This window comes from Algiphilus aromaticivorans DG1253 (assembly GCF_000733765.1).
In the GTDB taxonomy this organism is placed as follows: Bacteria; Pseudomonadota; Gammaproteobacteria; order Nevskiales; family Nevskiaceae; genus Algiphilus; species Algiphilus aromaticivorans.
Window position 1 is genome coordinate 1,299,933 of the sequence record NZ_JPOG01000001.1, and the last position, 19,142, is coordinate 1,319,074.

Sequence of the window (19,142 nt, forward strand, 5' to 3'; positions counted from 1 at the left end):
TCTGGAAGCTGCACCTGCCCCTGTGGTGTCAGTGGAACCTGATCGTTGTGCCTCGGCAACCGCCGGGCGGGAAGGCTGTTCAAGCTCAGTTCGATGGCTGAATGCCCTCATCAGCGAGGCAGACCGTCAGGCAGTGGTCGATCCAGCTGTCCATGCGCAGGTTCTCGATGAAGCCGCAGTGACCGCCGTGCTCGGTGGCGATTAGGCGGATCGACGGGCTGCGGCGGATGTGTTCGAAAGCTGACCACGGCACAACCGGGTCGTCCTTGGCGGTGATGACGGTGGTGGGTGTAACCGTACCGAGATCTGCGTTTCGGCTGATGTCGTGGCTGGCGAGGTAGTCGTCGAGGCCGGGGTAGGGGGTGTGCTCGTGGCTGAAACGCTCGGTAATGGTGACGAAGCCGGATAGCTGGCGCAGCTCCGAGAAGTCGTAGTGATCGGGCCAGGCCGCTTGCTTAGCATGCAGCGATCGGCGCCATTTACGCTCGAAATAGCGCCGAATGGGTTTCGGGCAATGATCCAGTGCTTCGAGAGTAGCGCGCGGTGCGATAGCCGGACAAACCGCGATGCACTGGCTGACTGGCAGATCCTTCTCCGTGCGCGCCTCGCCGAGGCGCAGCGCGAAGTTTCCGCCGAGCGAAAAACCGACTACACGAAGGTCGCCGCCTACCATGGCGGCAATCGCCTTGAGCGCTCCGCAGACTTCATCGAGGCGTCCGGAATGGAACATTTCCGGATTCAGGTCGTGCGTATAGCCGTGATCGCGCAGATTCAGGCGGGTGACCTGCCAGCCGGCATCGAATAGCGCGCGCGCCGCGCTCATGAGATACACCGAATCGTGGCAGCCTTCCCAGCCGTGCAGCAGGACGACGCGCCCTCGGCAGTCAGACGGCGGTGCGCTGATCCAGGCAACCAGGCGGACGCCGTCGCCGCAGTCCAGGACCTGTCGCTCGGCACTGGTGACGACCGGATGACGGCGGATGCGGCGGCGCCGCAGCCGGAAAGAGGCCAGCGCCGTCTGCAGCAGCGGTGCGCGCAGCCAGGGTGCCGGGCGGAAGTCGGGAATCACGCTGGCTCTTCGACCAGCAGTCGCCGCAGCACGCCCTCGTAGATGCGCGCGAGCGGATCGAGGTCGGCGAGCCGGACATGTTCGTCGATCTGGTGGATGCTGGCGTTGATGGGGCCGATCTCGATCACCTGGGTGCCAGCGGGCGCGATGAAGCGCGCGTCGGAGGTGCCTCCCGCCGTGGAGAGCGCTGGATCGAGGCCGGTGACCGTCTGAATGCTGGCGGCGGCAGCCTGGCTGAGGCGGCCCCGGGGCGTGACGAAGGGGTCGCCCGAAACCTGCCATTCGGCGTCGTAGTCCGCACAGTGCCGGGCGATCAAGGCCTCCGCTCGGCGCCGGATCTCAGCGGCCGGGCTGGCCGGGCTGTGCCGGAAGTTGCACTGTGCCCAGGCACTGCCCGGCACGACATTGTTGGCGCCGGTACCACCGCCGACGTTGGAGACCTGGAAGGAAGTTGGCGGAAAGTCGCGGTCGCCTTCGTCCCAGCGCTCGTCGGCCAGCGCGGCCAGCGCGCGGCTCAGGCGGTGGATGGGGTTGTCGACGCGGTGCGGATAGGCGACATGGCCCTGCCGGCCGTCAACGGTCAGCTGAAGGTTCAGGGAGCCGCGCCGGCCGATCATGATGCGGTCGCCGAGCTTGTCGACGCTGGATGCCTCGCCGACGATGGCGTAGTCCGGTCGCACATTCATCGCTCGGAGCTGCTCCATGACATGGCGCGTCCCAAAACGGGCCGGACCTTCCTCGTCGCTGGTCAGCAGAAAGGCGATGCTACCGGCCGGTTCGTGGCCGTCGGCGAGCAGGCGCTGCACGGCAGTGACCATCGCGGCCAGCCCGGACTTCATGTCCGCCGCGCCGCGGCCGTAGAGGCAGCCGTCGCGCTCGGTAGGGCTGAAGGGCGGGCTCGACCAGCGCGCTTCAGGGCCGGGCGGCACGACATCCGTGTGCCCGGCGAACACGAAGAGGGGCGCGCGCGTGCCGCGCCGCAGCCACAGATTGCGCACGCCATCGGCGTCGAAGGCGTGTGCCTGAAAGCCCAGTGGCGCCAGCTCGGCGGCGAGGATGTCGCAGCAGCCGGCGTCGTCCGGCGTCACCGAGGCGCGGGCGATCAGGCGCTTGAGCAGCGCGCGCGTCGGGTCGCCGGGCCGGTCGCTGGTCATCGGCTCAGACGTCGCGCAGCAGTGCGTTGAGGCCGACCTTGGCGCGGGTCGCGGCGTCGACGCGCTTGACGATGACGGCGCAGTTGATGCTGTAGGCGCCGTTGTCGCGCGGCAGCGATCCGGCAACAACCACCGAGCCGGCGGGGACGCGGCCACGCAGGATCTCGCCGGATTCGCGATCGTAGATGGGGGTTGACTGCGTGATAAAGACGCCCATCGAGATCACCGAGCCCTGTTCGACAACCACGCCTTCGACAATCTCCGAGCGCGCGCCGATGAAGCAATCGTCCTCGATGATCGTGGGGTTGGCCTGCAGCGGCTCCAGCACGCCGCCAATGCCAGCACCTGCCGAAACGTGAACGTTGCTGCCGATCTGGGCGCAGGAGCCAATGCTGGCCCACGTATCGACCATGGTGCCTTTACCGACCCAGGCGCCGATGTTGACGAAGGATGGCATCAGCACGACGTTGGGTGCGATATAGGCGCCACGGCGCACGGCCGCCGGTGGCACCACGCGCGCGCCCTGGTCGCGAAAGTCCGCTTCGCTCCAATTCGCGTACTTCAGCGGTACCTTGTCCCAGCCGCGCAGCGCGCCCATCTCGACGGGCTCGTTGCCCTGCAGACGGAAAGACAGCAGCACCGCCTTCTTCAGCCACTCATTGACGCGCCAGCCGCCGTTTCCGTCCGGCTCGGCGACGCGGCCCTGTCCGCTGTCCAACAGCTGGATGCAGGCCTCGACGGATTCCGCGACCTCCCGATTCGCCGGGGTGATCGAGTCGCGGGCCTCCCAGGCCTGCTCGATGGCGGATTGCAGCTCGGTGCTCATTGCAGTGCTTTCTCCTTAGTTCTTCGGAATATGCATCGGGAAGGGTCAGTTCTGCGCGTCGTCGCGGATACGTGCGGTGAGCGCTTCGCACAGCGCCTGCAGCCGCTGGTCATCCTGCAGCGCCTGCTGCTGCGCGTCGGTGACGTAGAAGACGTCCTCGGCGCGTTCGCCAATGGTGGCGATCTTCGCCGCGTCCAGACGAACCCCGTGCTCGGCGAAGATCTCGCCGACGCGCGACAGCAGGCCGGGACGATCGGCGCTGACCAGTTCGATGGCGGTGCGCGCGCGGCCTTCCTCGGGGTAATAGTGCGCCGTGGTGGGCGTGTTGAAGTGCCGCAGCTGGCGCGACGGCTTCTGCGAGACGGTTACGCGCGTCAGCTGCGGGCCGGTAAGCTTGGCCAGCAGGGCGTCGCGGATCTCCTTGCGGCGGCCGTCGCTGTCGATCGGGCTGCCGTCGCCCTCGACCACGACATAGGAGTCGAGCGCATAGCCGTCCGCGGTGGTGTTCAGGCGGGCGTCCAGAATGGTGAGCCCCAGTTGCGCGAGCACGCCGGTGCTGACCGCGAAGAGCAGATCCCGGTCGCGGGTATAGACGAAGACCGTGGTGCCGCGCTCGGCGACATCGTCGACCAGCGCGAGCGTGTCGCTCTGCCGGGATTCCAGCAGCGCCGGCAGATGCCAGGCCAGTTCCTCGGGCGTGTGGCGCAGGAAGTAGTCGGTGTCGAAGCGCTGCCAGATTGCTTCTGCGCGTGCGGCGTCGATGCCGCTGATCTCCAGGGCGCGGGCGCGCCGGTCGGCGACGACCTCGGTGGTGTCCTGCGGATGCTCGGTGCCGCGCTCGAAGGCTGCGGCGGTAGCGCGGTACAGCTCTTCAAGCAGCGACTTGCGCCAGCTGTTCCAGAGCTTGGGGTTGGTGGCGCGGATGTCGGCGCAGGTCAGCAGGAAGAGGTAATCCAGCCGCGCCCGCGAGCCGACCTTCTGCGCGAACTCGTTGACGACTTCCGGATCGGAAATATCCATGCGCTGGGCGGTCAGCGACATCAGCAGATGGCTGCGCACCAGCCAATCCACGAGCTCGGCGTCAGCGTGGGACAGGCCGTGCTCCAGGCAGAAGCGACGCGCAGTCTCGGCGCCGATGGTGGAATGGTCGCCGCCCTGGCCCTTGCCAATGTCATGGAAGAGCCCGCCCAGATAGAGCAGATCCTTGCGGGGGATGCGCTTCATCACCTTGTGGGCGAAGGGCAATTCCTCGCGGAAGCGCTCCATGGCCATGCGGCGCAGGTTGCGCACGACATAGAGGGTGTGCTCATCCACCGTCAATGTGTGGAAGAGGTCGTACTGCATGTGCCCGATGACCCGTCCGAATGTGGGCAGGTAGCGGCCCAGCACGCCGTAACGGTTCATGCGGCGCAGTGCCCGCGTCAGACCCCGGCCTTCGCGGAACATGGTGATGAAGAGTTCACGCGCGAGCACGGTCTCGCGCAGGCCTTCGTCGACCAGGCGGCGGTCGCGCCGAATCAGGCGCAGCGTGCCGGCGCTGATGCCTTGCACCTCGGGGTGACGCTGCAGCAGGAGGAATATCTCGATGAGCGCCCAGGGCTGTTCGCGGAATACGTTGTCGCGGCGGGCCTCGATGAAATGGTTGCGCGTGCAGAAGCGGGCGTTGATGTCGGTAGTTTCGCCGGCGTTCTCGTCGCCCAGGATCGCCTGCTCGAAGAGTTGCAGCAGCATGTCGTTCAGGCAGATCAGCATCTTGATCGTGCGGTAGTACAGCTGCATAAACTGCTCGACGGCCAGCGAAGAGTCGGCGTCCTCGTAGCCGAAGAGCTCGGCGACGCGCGCTTGGTGATCGAAGAGCAGGCGGTCCTCTTCACGCCCGGTGAGCATGTGCAGTGCGAAGCGCACGCGCCAGAGGAAATCTTGCCCGGCGTAGAGCTCGTCGCACTCCTGCTTGGAGAGAAAGCCGCGCTCGCGCAGGTCGGCGAGGGAGCGCGCGTCGAAATGCCGCTTGGCCACCCATGCGACGGTCTGGATGTCGCGCAATCCCCCGGGGCTTTCCTTGACGTTGGGCTCCAGCTTGTAGCCCGTGTCATCGAACTTGGCGTGGCGTGCCGCCTGTTCGGCCTTCTTGGCGCGGAAGAAGTCGGCGCTGGGCCAGACGTTATCCGGTCCCAGCTCGCGCTCCAGCGTTTCCACCAGCTTCGGGCTGCCGACGAGCAGACGGTGTTCGGTCAGTGTTGTGAAGATGCTGAGATCGTCGCGCGCCTGCTCGCGGCAGTCGGCGGGTGTGCGCACGGAGGCACCGACTTCCAGGCCGATGTCCCAGAAAAAGGCCATCATCTGCTCGATACCGGCGCGGTGGCGTTCCAGGCCTTCCTCGGAATGGAGAACGAGCAGGTCGATGTCCGAATGCGGTAGCAGCTCGCGGCGACCGTAGCCGCCGACGGCGAGCAGGGCGAGGTCGTCGCCGGCTTCGCCGACGTGTAGCTGCCAGGCGGCGTGCAGTAGCTCGTCGACGAGCTGAGCGCGGGCGCGCACCAGGTTTTCTGCCGGCGCGCCCTCGTGAAACAGGGCCGTCAGGCGCTCGCCGCCCCAACGCAGCGTGTCGCGGAAGCGCGCGATGCGCCCATCGGCATCGCCGCGCAGCCGCTTGCGGATGCTGTCCGGGCTGAAAGTGACGTCGTTCTCGCTAACGGCTTCGTCGAGATCCATGGTGGGCTCAGACGGCGCCGTTGCGCAGGGTCAGGACTTCGTAGCCCGAGTCGGTAACGGCGATGGTGTGCTCCCACTGCGCCGACAGCGAGTGGTCGCGGGTCACGACGGTCCAGCCGTCAGGCAGCTCGCGGGTGCCGGGCGCGCCGGCGTTGACCATCGGCTCGATCGTGAAGGTCATGCCGGTCTTCAGCACTTCGCCCGCACCGGGCTTGCCGTAGTGCAGCACCTGCGGGTCCTCGTGGAAGACACGGCCGATGCCGTGGCCGCAGTACTCGCGCACGATGGAGAAGCCCTCGGCCTCCGCTACCTGCTGGATGGCGTGACCGATATCGCCCAGAGTGGCGCCCGGGCGCACCTGCTCGATGCCGGCCACCATGGCGGTGTGCGCCGTTTCGGATAGGCGCCGGCCCAAGACTGTGGGCTCGCCGACGTAGAACATCTTCGAGGTGTCGCCGTGCCAGCCGTCCTTGATGACGGTGACGTCGATATTCATGATGTCGCCGCGCTTAAGCTTCTTGTTGCCCGGAATACCGTGGCAGACGACGTGATTCACCGAGGAGCAGATGGCGCCGGGGAAGGGCGGCCGGCTGCCACCGGCGGTATAACCGATGGTCGCAGAAGTGCAGCCGAGCGGACCGAGCACGTATTCCCGTGCTAGATCGTCGAGCTGGCCGGTGGTGACGCCGGGCTGCACGTGGTCTTCGAGGTACTGGAGCACGCTGGCAGCAGCCTGACAGGCGGCACGCATGCCTTCCAGCTCCTCGGCGTTCTTGATCGTGATAGCCATCGACGTCCCGCCATTGTTGGCAAAAGGCGCGGCATGGTATAAAGCGCGCCCCCGTTTGGCAATGCAGCATCCATGCCGTTCAGGGGCGTGGCCGGCTTTTCCCTCGTGGAAGTGTCCGGTGGCGTAATTCCATTCGCGCGACCGTCCTGGGTGGCCCTTCAAGGGTTCGAACGATGCGGCGCGCGATCTGCAGACAACCCAAGGAGTCAACATGGCTGACATCACCATGCGCCAGCTGCTGGAAGTGGGCGCGCATTTCGGTCACCGTACGCGGTATTGGAACCCGAAGATGGATCCGTACATCTTCGGGCACCGCAACAAGGTGCACATCATCAACCTTGAGCATACGCTTCCCATGCTCAAGGACGCTTGCAACTACGCTGGGCGGCTGGCCGCCAACGGCGGCACCATCCTCTTCGTTGGCACCAAGCGCGCTGCGCGCGATGTCATCGAGGAAGAGGCCAACCGTTGCGGCATGCCCTACATCAACCAGCGCTGGCTGGGTGGGGCGCTGACCAACTTCAAGACGGTCAAGGCCTCCATCAATCGCCTGCTCGATATGGAGCGGCAGGTCGAGGACGGCAGCATCCACCGCCTGCCCAAGAAGGAGCAGCTCGAGTTCCAGCGCGACCTCGCCAAGCTGCAGCGCTCGCTGGGCGGCATCAAGCACATGAACAGCCTGCCCGATGCGCTTTTCATCATCGATACGGGCTACGAGGATATCGCCGTCAAGGAAGCTCGCAAGCTGGGCATCCGCATTATCGCGGTGGTGGACAGCAACAACAGCCCTCAGGGAATCGACAGTGTGATTCCGGGCAATGATGACGCCACACGCGCGATCAAGTACTACTCGCAGTGCATCGCCGACGCGGTCATCGACGCCAAAGGCGCGAACTCGGTCGGCGGCGGCGCCGCGCGCGACGCCGAGAAGCAGATGGCGGCCGCCGCAGAGAAGACCGAAACGGCCGAGACGGCTGAGCCAGCTGAGCCGGCGGGTGATGCCGAGGAGGCTTCGGCATGAGCATTTCCGCCGCACAGGTCAAGGAGCTGCGCGAGCGCACCGGCGCTGCGATGATGGACTGCAAGAAGGCCCTGCAGGCCACCGACGGTGACATCGAGGCTGCCATTGAGCAGATGCGCAAGGACGGCATGGCCAAGGCCGACAAGAAGGCGGGTCGCGTCGCCGCCGACGGCATCATTGTTGTTGCCGAGGACGACAAGGCCGTCGCCATGCTCGAGTTCAACAGCGAGACCGACTTCGTCGCCAAGAACGAGGATTTCGTTGCGCTGGCGGATTCCGCCGCAAAGATGGTGCTTAAGCACCGTCCCGCCGATGTCGATGCGCTGCTGGCGCTGGATGACGGCAATGGTGATTTCGAGACGCAGCGCAAGGCCCTTGTCGCCAAGATTGGCGAGAACATGAGCCTGCGCCGTTTCGAGGTGATCGAGAGCACCGGCGGCGCTATGGCCTATTACCAGCACGGTGCCCGTATCGGCACCGTCGTAGCGCTGGCCGATAGCGACGACAAGCAGCTCGCCAAGGATCTGGCGATGCATATCGCGGCCTCGAATCCGCAGTATCGCAGCGCCGACGACGTGCCGGCCGATGTGCGCGAGTCCGAGAAGGAAATCCTGAAGTCGCAGGTTGCCGACAGCGGCAAGCCGGCCGACATTATCGAGAAGATGATCGAAGGCCGGCTGCGCAAGTATCTCGCCGAGATCACGCTCTACGGCCAGCCCTTCGTGAAGGATCCCGACATCACGGTCGAGAAGCTGCTCGCCTCCAAGGGGGCCTCGGTGGGGCGCTACGTTCGCTTCGAGGTCGGTGAGGGGATCGAGAAGCAGGAGAGCGATTTCGCCAGTGAGGTGGCTGCGACCGCGAAGGCGACGATGGGCTAGACTTTCGCGCGCCGCGCGGGGCTCTCGCGCGGCACGCGCCTTGCCTTGCGGGCGCGCTTGCGCGCCGCCAACCATTCCTCGCCCATACATGCCGGAGCCTTCCCGATGACAGATTCCTCCGCCTATCGGCGCATCCTCGTCAAGCTGTCCGGTGAGGCCCTGATGGGGGATCTGGAATACGGAATCTCCTCGCCGGTCATTGGCAAGATTGCCGCCGAGCTGATCAAGGTGGTGGAATCCGGGGTCGAAGTGGCGGTCGTCATCGGCGGTGGCAACATCTTCCGCGGCGAAGGCCTCGCTAGGGGCGGCATCCAACGGGTGACGGCCGACCAGATGGGCATGCTCGCCACGGTAATGAACGCCCTGGCGCTGCAGGATGCAGTCGAGAAGCAGGGTAGCGTCTCGCGCGTCATGTCCGCGGTGCGCATCAATCAGGTTTGCGAGGATTACATCCTGCGTCGCGCGGCTCGTCATCTGGAAAAGGGGCGGATCGTCATCCTCGCGGCCGGCACCGGCAACCCCTTCTTCACGACCGACTCGGCGGCGGCGCTGCGTGCCATCGAGCTGGATGCGCAGCTGATGATAAAGGCCACCAAGGTCGACGGTATCTACTCGGCCGACCCCAAGAAGGACGCCGGCGCCCAGCGTTACGACCGGCTGAGCTATGACGAGGTTCTGGACCGGCGCCTCGGCGTCATGGACCAGACCGCCATCGTGCTCTGCCGCGACCATCAGTTACCGCTATGTGTCTACGACATCACCCAGACTGGCTCGTTGGCGCGTATCGCCGCCGGCGACACCAGCGTGGGCACGATTGTCGTCTGATTTCCAACCGGAGCCTCTCGGATGATTGAAGAGATCAAGAAGGACGCCAGTCATCGCATGGATCGCGCGATCCAGGTGCTGGAGGCCGAATACGCCAAGCTGCGCACCGGGCGCGCCACGGCCTCGCTGCTAGATCATGTGCGCGTGGAATATTACGGTGCCGAACTGCCTGTTTCGCAGGCCGCCAATGTCACGGTTGAGGATGCCCGCACCATCTGCATCACCGCCTGGGAGAAGAGCATGGTGTCGGTCATCGAGAAGGCGATCATGAATTCCGATCTCGGCCTGAATCCGAATACGGCTGGTACGGTTATCCGCATCGTGTTGCCGCCGTTGACCGAGGAGAGGCGCAAGGACCTCGCCAAGGTCGTCCGCCACGAAGCCGAGAACGCGCGCGTAGCTGTGCGCAACGTCCGTCGCGATGCCAATCAGTCGCTCAAGGATCTGGTCAAGGAGAAGGAGATCAGTGATGACGACGAGAAGCGCGGCGAGACCGAGGTGCAGAAAATCACCGATCAGCACATCGCGCGAATAGAAGAGGTGATGGCAGCGAAGGAAAAGGAAATCCTGTCAGTCTGACGACGTGACGGACTCTTCCGAGCAAGCGCGAAGCGCAGTACCGCGGCATGTCGCCATCATCATGGACGGCAACGGTCGCTGGGCCCAGGCACGTGGACGGCCCCGCGCGCTGGGGCATCGGCTGGGCGTACAGGCAGCGCGGCGCGTCGTGCAGGCGGCCTCGGACCGTGGCATCCCTTACATCACGCTCTTCGCTTTCAGCCAGGAGAACTGGTACCGCCCCGAACGCGAGGTGAGTGTGCTCATGCGCCTCTTCGCGCGCAGCATGCGTCGCGAGCGGGCCGATCTGCAGCGCAACGGCGTGCGTATGCGCTTCATTGGTGACACCAGCGCCTTCGCCGAGTCTCTGCGAGCCGAGATGCGCGCGGTGGAGGCGGTGGATGTGCCGGAGCCGCGCATTCAGGTTCGCGTGGCGCTGGGCTACGGTGGCAAATGGGATATCTGCCAGGCCGCCGAACGCGCCCGCCAGGAAGGGGTGGCCATTGATGAAGAATCGCTGGCCGCCCGCCTGAGCATGTCCGATGTGCCGGACCCGGACCTGCTCATTCGCACCGGCGGCGAGCAGCGCATCAGCAATTTCATGCTCTGGCAGCTGGCCTATGCCGAGCTCTGCTTCGTCGATACCCTCTGGCCCGACTTCGAAGCCTCGGATCTGGATGCGGCGCTGGGCTGGTTCGCCCGTCGCCAGCGCCGCTTCGGTCGCGTCGCGGAGTCTCGCTGAATGCTGCTTCAGCGCGTCATCACGGCGGCGGTTCTGCTGGTCGCGCTGGCTGCCGCGCTGTGGTGGCTGGAAGGTGGCTGGCTGTACACGGTCTTCTGCGTCGTGGCGCTGGCGGCCGCCTGGGAGTGGGCGGGCATTGCGGGCTGGCTCACCGCCGCCGGGCACGCTCGTTATCTGCTGCTGACCGCTGCCCTGCTGGGTGCGGCCTGGTTCGGCGCCCGCGACCACGGACTGGCGCCCTGGATCTGGGCGGCCTCGGTCGCCTGGTGGCTATACGCCGTCTGGTTGCTGCGTGATTACGCAAGGCGGCTGTCGCTCGAGCGCTTCGGGCGTACGGCGCGTGCGGCAGCCGGCCTGCTCATGATCGTTCCGGTGCCCCTGGCGCTGAGTTACACGGTCGCCACGCCGGGCGGCCTGGTCGCGCTCGGGTTGCTCTTCGCCATCGTCTGGGGCGCGGATATCGGGGCCTACTTCGCCGGTCGTGCCTGGGGGCGTAGCAAGCTCGCACCCGCGATAAGCCCGGGCAAGACCCGCGAGGGGGCGCTGGGTGGCGCCGTCGTGGCGCTGGCCATCGTCTTGCCGGGGGCATATTCGGGGCTGCCGCTGTCAGGTGGCGCGTTCGCGCTTTTCTCGGTGCTGGCGGTTATCGCCGTCGCCACATCCATCCACGGTGATCTGGTGGAGAGCGCCTTCAAGCGGGTCTGCGGCATCAAGGATTCCGGCCGGTTGCTCCCCGGGCACGGCGGTGTGCTCGATCGGGTGGACAGCCTTCTCGCGGTGGCTCCGCTGTACGCGCTGGGTCTGAGCTGCTTGCTATGAGCGAAGGCCTGGCCATTCTTGGCGCAACCGGTTCGGTGGGTCGCAGCACACTGGACGTGCTGGCGCGGCAGCCCTCGGCCATGCCCCTGCATGCGCTCACCGCGCATAGCAACGCGGCGGCTCTCGCCGATCTGTGCCTGGCGCATCGACCGCGTTTTGCCGTCATTGCTGATCCGGCCGGTGAACCGGCGTTGCGCGACGCGCTGAGCGGGGCCGGGATTGCGGTGCGATCCGGCGCGGCGGCCCTCGTCGAGGTGGCGGCTGAGGCCGAGAGCGTGCTGTCGGCCATCGTCGGCGCTGCCGGCCTGCTGCCCACGCTGGCGGCCGTGCAGGCCGGCCGACGCGTGATCGTGGCCAACAAGGAACCGCTGGTCATGGCCGGCGAGCTTTTCCTGGCCGAGGCGCAGGCCAGCGGCGCGGAACTCATCCCCGTGGATAGCGAGCACAACGCTATCTTCCAGTGCCTTCCGGCGGGCTATCGCTGCGGGCAGCGCCCCGACGGTGTGAAGAAGTTGATCCTGACTGCCTCCGGTGGTCCCTTTCGGGAGTGGGATCTCTCGGCGATGCGCGATGCCACGCCGGCGCAGGCGGTGGCGCACCCGAACTGGGATATGGGCGCGAAGATATCGGTGGATTCGGCGACCATGATGAACAAGGGGCTGGAGGTCATCGAGGCGCACTGGCTCTTCGCCATGCCGCACGAGGCCATCGAGGTCGTCGTGCACCCTCAGAGCACGGTGCACTCGCTCGTGGTTTATCGCGATGGCTCGCTGCTCGCCCAGATGGGGGCGCCGGATATGCGCATCCCGCTGGCGCACGCCCTGGGCCTGCCGGAGCGGATCGCCTCCGGCGCCGATAGTCTCGATCTGATTGGCGCCGATCTTCGCTTCGAGGCAGTCGACATGACCCGCTTTCCGTGCCTGCGACTGGCGCGCGAGGCCATCGCCACCGGGCTGACCGCACCGGCGATACTGAACGCAGCCAATGAAGTTGCGGTCGAAGCTTTTCTGGGTGGGCGTCTGGCCTTCGGGCAGATCGCCGAGGTCATCGCCGCGGTGCTGGAAACGGCAGCGGGGCGGGCTCTGCCAGCGGCTACCGAGTTGCAGGCGGTGCTTGCCATGGACGACTGGGCGCGACAGCAGGCAACTACGACAATGAAGGGGTTGGTGCAGGCATGACAGGCGTAATCTGGTCGGTTTTCGGCTTCGTGGTGGCCATCGGCATCCTCGTGACTTTTCACGAGTTCGGACACTACTGGGTGGCGCGCCGCTGCGGCGTCAAGGTGCTGCGCTTTTCGGTGGGCTTTGGCCGCCCGTTGTGGTCGCGCCAGCTCGCTAATGGCACGGAGTTGGTGGTCGCTGCCATTCCGCTCGGTGGCTACGTCAAGATGCTCGACGAGCGCGAGTCCGATACACCGCTTCCGGAGGCGGAGCTCGAGCACGCCTTCAATCGCAAGTCCTTGGCGCAGCGCAGCGCCATCGTGGCGGCGGGGCCGGTATTCAACTTCATCCTTGCAGCCCTCTTTTACTGGGCGATCCACGTTATCGGCGTGCCGGATATGCGGCCGGTACTGGCGGAGCCGCCAGCGGGCTCCATGCTCGCCGAAGCCGGCGTAGCCGCCGAAACCGAGCTGCAGGCCGTGAATGGCAAAGAGACAGCGACCTGGACGAGCGTGCGCATGAGCGTGCTCGATGAGGTGCTGAGCGGTGAGGAACTGGTGCTCCACCTTCGCGCGCCGGAGGGCGCCCAGCGCGAGCTGCGGCTGGATACCAGCACTGTGCCGGTGGATCCTGAGCCGCTTTTCGCGAAATTGGGCCTGGAGCTGTACCGACCGTCGCTGCCGGTGGGTCTCGCGGAGATCGTGCCGGGTGAACCGGCCGCCGAGGCCGGCCTGCAGCCGGGGGACACCATCATCGCGCGCGACGGCACCCCGGTCTCTGATTGGCGCGGCTTCGTCGAGTGGCTGCGCGCCAACCCGGATACGGAAACGCGGCTCACCATCGAGCGTGATGGCCGTCAGATTGAGCGCGCGCTGACCGTCGGTAGCGCGATCGCGGAGGGTGAACAGGTCGGGCGCCTCGGCGCGCGAGTCGATGTACCCGAGGATTTGTGGCAGGATCTGCGCACCGTCCATCGCGAGGGCATCTTCGAAGCCGCCGTCACAGGGGTGAGCGAGACCTTTTCGGTGGCTTGGCTGACATTGCGAATGATGGGGCGCATGCTCATCGGCGATGTATCGGTCGACAACATCAGCGGGCCGCTTCAGATTGCAGAGTACGCCGGCTACACGGCGGCAGCGGGGATCGTGACCTACATCGGGTTTCTGGCGCTGATCAGCGTCAGCCTGGGGGTTCTCAATCTGCTGCCGGTGCCCATGCTGGATGGTGGGCATTTGCTCTACTACTTCGTGGAGGCCGTGAAGGGCTCACCGGTATCGGAACGGGTGCAGCTTATGGGGCAACAGATCGGCCTGCTGATGCTTGCCGCATTGATGACGCTGGCCTTCTACAACGACCTGTCGCGCTTGTTCGGCTAGACAACAAAGACGAGAGAACCTGATGCATCGAATTGCCACCGCTGGATGGCACACCGTCCTGTTGTTCCTGCTCCTGCAGAGCTTTGCCGTCTCCGCGGCCGAGCGCTTCACGATCGAGGACATCGAGGTTCGCGGCCTTTCCCGCCTCGAGCAAGGCACGGTCCTGAGCTATATGCCGCTGGTGGTGGGCGACGAGCTCAATAGCGAGACGGCACAGCAGACAATCCGCGAACTCTACGATAGCGAGCTCTTCGCCGATGTCCGCTTGCTGCGCGAGGGCAATACGCTCATCGTCGAGGTCACTGAGCGGCCGCAGATCGCGAGCTTCGAGATCGAGGGCAACGAGCAGATCGGCGGCGATGAACTGACCGAGTCGATGACCTCGCTGGGCCTGGCGGAAGGCGAGGTCTTCAAGCAGTCGCTGCTGGATCAGGTGTCGCTGGAGCTGCGGCGCCAGTATTTCGCCAACGGTTTCTATGACGTCGATATTGACGCGCAGGTTGACGAGTTACCCAACAACCGCGTCGCAATCAGCATCGATGTGGTCGAGGGCGAGTCGGCACGCATCCGCTCGATCAATATTGTCGGCAACGAGGTCTTTGACGACGACACCCTGCGCGACGTGCTGGCGCTGTCGGAAACCAACTGGATGCCCTTCCAGAAGAGCGACCGCTACTCCAAGCAGCAGCTCGGTGGCGATCTGGAATCGCTGACTTCCTATTACCAGGACCGCGGCTATCTGCGCTTCATGGTGGAAGACGTTCAGGTGCAGCTGTCGCCGGACAAGAGCGGCATCTACATCACCGTCTCGGTCGATGAGGGCGATGTCTATTCGGTCTCGGATGTGCGCTTCTCCGGCGAGACCGTGCTCAACGAGAAGTTTCTCGATGCACTGGTGACGACTTCGGCAGGCGAGACTTTCTCGCGCCGCAAGGCCACCGAGAGCGCCGATCGCATCGAATCGGCTCTGGCAAACGTGGGTTATGCCTTCGCCGAAGTACGCCCCGTTCCCGAGCCGGTCGAAGGTGACGAGCGTGCCATCAACATCAATTACGTCATCGACCCGAAGAAGCGCACTTATGTGCGCCAGATTCGTTTCCGCGGTAATGCCGGCACCAATGACGAGACATTGCGGCGCGAGATGCGTCAGCTGGAGGCTGCGCCCTTCTCCCAGTCGGCCGTGGAGCGCTCGCGGGTGCGTCTGGATCGTCTCAGTTTCATCGAATCGACCGAGGTCGACACCCAGCCGGTTTCGGGCACGGATGATCTCGTCGACGTCATCTTCACGGTCAAGGAGCGCCCGCCCGGTTCGGTGCAGGTCGGCGTCGGATTCTCGGGTGCCGACGGCTTCCTGATCTCCGGTTCGGTCACGCATGCCAACTTCCTCGGAACGGGTAATCGTGTGGCCGTCAACCTCGAGAACAACGCCTTCTCGCGGCAGGTGAGCCTCAGCTGGACCGACCCCTACTTCACCGAGGACGGCATTAGCCAGACAGTGTCCGGCTACTTCCGGAAATCGGATCGCATCATTCGTTTCAGCTCGGGCTTTTCCAGCAACGTGCTGGGTGGCGACCTGACTTACGGCATCCCGATCTCGGAGTATTCGACCCTGCGTGTCGGTGCCGGCGTCTCGGAAACCTCCATCGAAACCTTCGCCGGCCAGACCAGCGACGAGGTTATCGATTTCGTCAGCGAGAACGGCAAGCGCTTCACGGCATTCCAGCTGCGTACGGGCATCTCGCGCGATACGCGCAATCGCACCATTTTCGTCACCCGCGGCAACCTCATCCGTCTGAACGCCGATATCGTCGTACCGGGCTCCGATCTGCGTTACTTCAGCACCAGCCTGACCACGCAGCATCATATTCCTCTGCCATTCGAGTTCATCGCGCAGGTCAACACATCGCTGGGCTATGTCGATACCTACGGCAACGCCAACACCGTGCCGCCCTACGAGAATTACTTCGCTGGCGGTACGCGTACGGTGCGCGGTTACCGCGACGGCACGCTGGGCCCACGCGACACGCCCTTCGACAACCCCTTCGGTGGCAAGCTGCGCACGACCTCGCAGACCGAGCTGATCGTGCCCCTGCCTTTCGAGGCTGACGGGCAGTCCACGCGCTTCTCGCTCTTCTTCGACATCGGTAATGTCTTCGCCGAGCCGGGCGACTTCGAGACTGGCGAGTTGCGCCAGAGCGCGGGCGTGGCCTTCCGCTGGTTCACGCCCTTTTTGGGTATCCTGAACCTCAGCTACGGTTTCCCGCTCAATGAAGAGCCCACTGACGAAACTGACCGCTTCCAGATCAACTTCGGAACGGGCTTCTGAGCTCTTCCGTTGCGCCTGATTCTCCCATTCCGACAACTTTGGTAACGCCCATGACGAAAAAACTGATTCCGGCACTCGCTGCCGCAAGCCTCCTGATTCCCGGCCTGGCCAGCGCGGTGGAGATCGGCACCGTGCGCGCTCAGGAAGTCGTGCAGCAGTCGCCGCAATACGAGGAGGCCGAGCAGCGCATGCGCTCCGACTTCGAAGAGCGCGCAAGCACGCTGCAGGCCGAAGCACGCCAGCTGCAGTCCGATATCGAGACCTTCCAGAAGGAAGCCGACCTGATGGCGGCCGACGCTCGCCAGGAGCAGGAGCAGGAGCTGACCACGCGTCAGCGCGACTTCCAGCTCAAGCAGAAGCAGTTCCGAGAGGATGTCTCCAATCGCGAGCGCGAACTCTTCGAGGAGTTGATGGGCGAAGTGCGCGACATCATCGAGAAGGTGGCGCGCGAGAAGGGGCTCGATCTGATCGTTTCCGATCCGGTCTACGCCAAGCCCTCGATGGATCTCACCGATGAGGTACTGCGCCGGCTGAGCCAGCAGGCCGACTGACTGGCGCGGCGGTGGCCCCGAATCGTGAATTCGCGCTCGGCGAACTCGCCGAGCGCTTCGGGCTGACGCTGCAGGGTGATACCGACTGCCGCATTCGCGGGGTCTGCACGCTGAGTCCGGGCGAGCCCGGGCATATCGGCTTTCTCGCCAATCCACGCTACCGGCCGCAGCTGCGTGAAACGCGTGCTTCGGCGGTGATCCTGGCCGAGCGCGACGCGGCAGGCTGCGCCGGCAATGCCCTCGTTGCGAAGGATCCCTACCTCGCTTTCGCGCGAATCGCCCAGCTCTTCGTGCCGGCGCCGCCGGATTTCGGTGCGCGGCGGCACGAAAGCGCCGTCGTGCATCCGGACGCCCGGCTGGCCGAGGATGTGATCCTCGGCCCGCACTGCGTCGTGGGCCCTGACAGCGAGCTGGCAGCCGGTGTTCGCGTTGGCCCCAATTGCGTGATCGGCGCCGGCGTGCGCATCGGTGCCGACAGCGAGTTGGTGGCCAGCGTGAACATCGGCGACGGTGTGCAGATGGGTGCGCGTTGCCGCATGCATCCAGGCGTCGTGATCGGCGCGCGCGGCTTCGGCCTGGCGCGCGGTCCGGAGGGCTGGGAAGAGGTGCCGCAGCTGGGCAGCGTGGTGATCGGCGATGACGTCGAGATCGGCGCCAATTCGGCCGTGGATCGGGGCGCGATCGAGGACACCGTCATCGCCGACGGGGTAAAGATCGACAATCTGGTGCAGATTGCGCACAACGTGCGCATCGGCCGCAGCACGGCCATTGCGGGTTGCGCGGCCATCGCCGGCAGCACGCAGATCGGCGCGAACTGCATGATCGGAGGCGGGGTAGGGATCAACGGCCATATCCGCATCTGCGATGGCGTCATCATTCTCGGCTTCTCGATGGTCACCCATTCCATCGAAAAACCGGGACAATATGGCTCCGGCTGGCCGTTGGAGCCGGCTCGCGTGTGGCACGGCCAGCTGAAGCGGCTGCGCCGGCTGGACCGGCTGGAGTCGCGTGTTGCGGCGCTGGAGTCGGGCGGAGACACGCAGCAAGGCTCGGGACAAAATCAGGGAGAGCAGCAGTGAGCACTGGTGAATCGGGCGCCGCGGATAGTGGCGTCATTGGCATCGACGAGATCATGCGGGCGTTGCCGCATCGCTATCCTTTCGCGCTGCTGGACCGCGTCATCGAATGCGTGCCCGGCGAGCACGCCGCCGGCCTGAAGAACGTCACCATCAACGAGCCATTCTTTCAGGGGCACTTTCCGGATGCCCCCATCATGCCGGGCGTGCTGATTCTGGAATCGCTGGCGCAGCTCAGCGGCATTCTCGCCATTCGCACCGAGGTTGGTCGCACCCGTGAGCCCAGCCAGAAGCTCTACTTCGCCGGCATCGATGACGCCCGCTTCAAGCGCCCGGTCGTGCCGGGGGATCAGCTTCGGCTGGAAACCACGCTGCAACGCAGCCGCCGCGATATCTGGCGCTTCTCGGCGCGGGCCAGCGTCGACGGCAAGCTCGCGGCCGAAGGCATCCTGACCTGCGCGCTCAAGAGCGCATGAGCACCGCGATTCATCCCACCGCCATCGTCGAGGATGGCGCCGAGATCGCCGCCGGGGTACGTGTCGGCCCCTACAGCATCATCGGCGAGGGCGTGACCCTGGGGCCGGAGTGCGACGTCGGCCCGCATGTCGTGCTGCGCGGCCCGATGGATGTTGGTCGCGGCAACCGCTTCTTCCAGTTCTGCTCGATCGGCGAGATCTCGCAGGACTTGACCGCCAAGCAGGACGATCCCACTCGGGTCGAGATCGGCGACCACAACACCTTCCGCGAATACGTCACCGTGCAGCGCGGGACGATGAAGGACAAGCAGGTCACGCGCATCGGCGATCACAACCTGCTGATGAACCAGGTGCACATCGCTCACGACTGCCAGCTCGGTGATCGCATTGTGCTGGCCAATGGTGCCTCGCTGGCAGGGCACGTCGATATCGAGGATCACGCGATTCTCGGCGGTTTCACGCTGGTGCACCAGTTCGTGCGCATGGGGGCCCACTGCTTCACAGGCGGTGGCTCCGTCGTGCTGCGCGACGTACCGCCCTGGGTGATGAGCGAGGGGTCGCCGGCCGAGCCGCGCGGCGTCAACAAGGAGGGCCTGCGTCGGCGCGGCTTCGAGCCCGAGCAGATTCGCGAGGTCCAGACGCTCTATCGCCTGATGTATCGCGAGAACCGGCGACTGGCCGAGGTGCGCGAGCTGCTCGCCGAGCGCGCCGCCAGCTCGCCGCTGGCCGCTCAGCTGAACGCCTTCCTGGAGCGGTCGCAGCGCTCCATCCAGCGCTAGGCCC

At 65.4% G+C, this 19,142-nt stretch carries 18 protein-coding genes; 13 read left to right on the forward strand and 5 right to left on the reverse strand.

Annotation, left to right across the window (positions count from 1 at the left end; translation table 11 throughout):
* Window positions 1-85: 85 nt before the first annotated feature.
* Genes U743_RS05965 through map form a run of 5 tightly spaced genes read right to left on the reverse strand, consistent with a single transcriptional unit; the run spans window position 86 to window position 6,551 of the window.
* Complete coding sequence (locus U743_RS05965) at window positions 86-1,069, reverse strand: YheT family hydrolase (protein ID WP_052367590.1); 984 nt, start codon at window positions 1,067-1,069, stop codon at window positions 86-88.
* Complete coding sequence (gene dapE, locus U743_RS05970; RefSeq protein ID WP_043766359.1) at window positions 1,066-2,223, reverse strand: succinyl-diaminopimelate desuccinylase; 1,158 nt, start codon at window positions 2,221-2,223, stop codon at window positions 1,066-1,068. The genes U743_RS05965 and dapE overlap by 4 nt, the downstream gene beginning before the upstream one ends.
* 4 nt (window positions 2,224-2,227) lie before the next feature.
* On the reverse strand, window positions 2,228-3,049 hold the full coding sequence (gene dapD, locus U743_RS05975; protein WP_043766362.1) for a 2,3,4,5-tetrahydropyridine-2,6-dicarboxylate N-succinyltransferase: 822 nt from the start codon (window positions 3,047-3,049) through the stop codon (window positions 2,228-2,230).
* Between the two features lie 45 nt (window positions 3,050-3,094).
* Entirely contained in the window at window positions 3,095-5,761 is a 2,667-nt protein-coding gene (glnD, locus tag U743_RS05980; protein ID WP_043766364.1) for a [protein-PII] uridylyltransferase, read from the reverse strand.
* A gap of 7 nt (window positions 5,762-5,768) precedes the next feature.
* Window positions 5,769-6,551, reverse strand: coding sequence for a type I methionyl aminopeptidase (gene map / locus U743_RS05985; protein ID WP_043766367.1), 783 nt, complete (start codon window positions 6,549-6,551; stop codon window positions 5,769-5,771).
* Window positions 6,552-6,762: 211 nt separating this feature from the next.
* On the opposite strand from map, the gene rpsB reads away from it, so the two are divergent.
* The 13 genes from rpsB to lpxA all read left to right on the forward strand — a co-directional run bounded on the left by rpsB (window position 6,763) and on the right by lpxA (window position 19,138).
* A complete protein-coding gene (gene rpsB / locus U743_RS05990; protein ID WP_043766370.1) occupies window positions 6,763-7,572 on the forward strand; it encodes a 30S ribosomal protein S2 in 810 nt (269 codons plus the stop codon).
* Window positions 7,569-8,450 (forward strand): translation elongation factor Ts, encoded by an 882-nt coding sequence (tsf, locus tag U743_RS05995; protein WP_043766373.1) that lies wholly within the window; start codon window positions 7,569-7,571, stop codon window positions 8,448-8,450. The genes rpsB and tsf overlap by 4 nt, the downstream gene beginning before the upstream one ends.
* 105 nt (window positions 8,451-8,555) lie before the next feature.
* Window positions 8,556-9,275, forward strand: a complete 720-nt coding sequence (gene pyrH / locus U743_RS06000) for a UMP kinase (protein ID WP_043766376.1) — start codon at window positions 8,556-8,558, stop codon at window positions 9,273-9,275.
* Between the two features lie 21 nt (window positions 9,276-9,296).
* Window positions 9,297-9,854, forward strand: coding sequence for a ribosome recycling factor (frr, locus tag U743_RS06005; RefSeq protein ID WP_043766379.1), 558 nt, complete (start codon window positions 9,297-9,299; stop codon window positions 9,852-9,854).
* A 4-nt stretch (window positions 9,855-9,858) separates the two neighbouring features.
* A complete protein-coding gene (uppS, locus tag U743_RS06010; RefSeq protein WP_043766382.1) occupies window positions 9,859-10,575 on the forward strand; it encodes a polyprenyl diphosphate synthase in 717 nt (238 codons plus the stop codon).
* A complete protein-coding gene (locus U743_RS06015; protein WP_043766385.1) occupies window positions 10,576-11,394 on the forward strand; it encodes a phosphatidate cytidylyltransferase in 819 nt (272 codons plus the stop codon).
* Complete coding sequence (gene dxr / locus U743_RS06020; RefSeq protein ID WP_043766387.1) at window positions 11,391-12,572, forward strand: 1-deoxy-D-xylulose-5-phosphate reductoisomerase; 1,182 nt, start codon at window positions 11,391-11,393, stop codon at window positions 12,570-12,572. The genes U743_RS06015 and dxr overlap by 4 nt, the downstream gene beginning before the upstream one ends.
* Window positions 12,569-13,930 carry an RIP metalloprotease RseP gene (rseP, locus tag U743_RS06025; protein ID WP_043766390.1) on the forward strand — a complete coding sequence of 454 codons (1,362 nt, stop codon included), beginning with the start codon at window positions 12,569-12,571 and terminating at the stop codon, window positions 13,928-13,930. Before dxr ends, rseP begins: the two co-directional genes overlap by 4 nt.
* A gap of 22 nt (window positions 13,931-13,952) precedes the next feature.
* Entirely contained in the window at window positions 13,953-16,256 is a 2,304-nt protein-coding gene (gene bamA, locus U743_RS06030; protein ID WP_043766393.1) for an outer membrane protein assembly factor BamA, read from the forward strand.
* A 50-nt stretch (window positions 16,257-16,306) separates the two neighbouring features.
* Window positions 16,307-16,807: an OmpH family outer membrane protein gene (locus U743_RS06035; RefSeq protein WP_043766397.1), complete on the forward strand. Its 501-nt coding sequence runs from the start codon at window positions 16,307-16,309 to the stop codon at window positions 16,805-16,807.
* An 11-nt stretch (window positions 16,808-16,818) separates the two neighbouring features.
* On the forward strand, window positions 16,819-17,886 hold the full coding sequence (gene lpxD / locus U743_RS06040) for a UDP-3-O-(3-hydroxymyristoyl)glucosamine N-acyltransferase (RefSeq protein WP_052367591.1): 1,068 nt from the start codon (window positions 16,819-16,821) through the stop codon (window positions 17,884-17,886).
* Window positions 17,883-18,359, forward strand: a complete 477-nt coding sequence (fabZ, locus tag U743_RS06045) for a 3-hydroxyacyl-ACP dehydratase FabZ (RefSeq protein ID WP_269530599.1) — start codon at window positions 17,883-17,885, stop codon at window positions 18,357-18,359. The genes lpxD and fabZ overlap by 4 nt, the downstream gene beginning before the upstream one ends.
* Window positions 18,356-19,138 carry an acyl-ACP--UDP-N-acetylglucosamine O-acyltransferase gene (gene lpxA, locus U743_RS06050; RefSeq protein WP_043766400.1) on the forward strand — a complete coding sequence of 261 codons (783 nt, stop codon included), beginning with the start codon at window positions 18,356-18,358 and terminating at the stop codon, window positions 19,136-19,138. The genes fabZ and lpxA overlap by 4 nt, the downstream gene beginning before the upstream one ends.
* Window positions 19,139-19,142 lie beyond the last annotated feature (4 nt).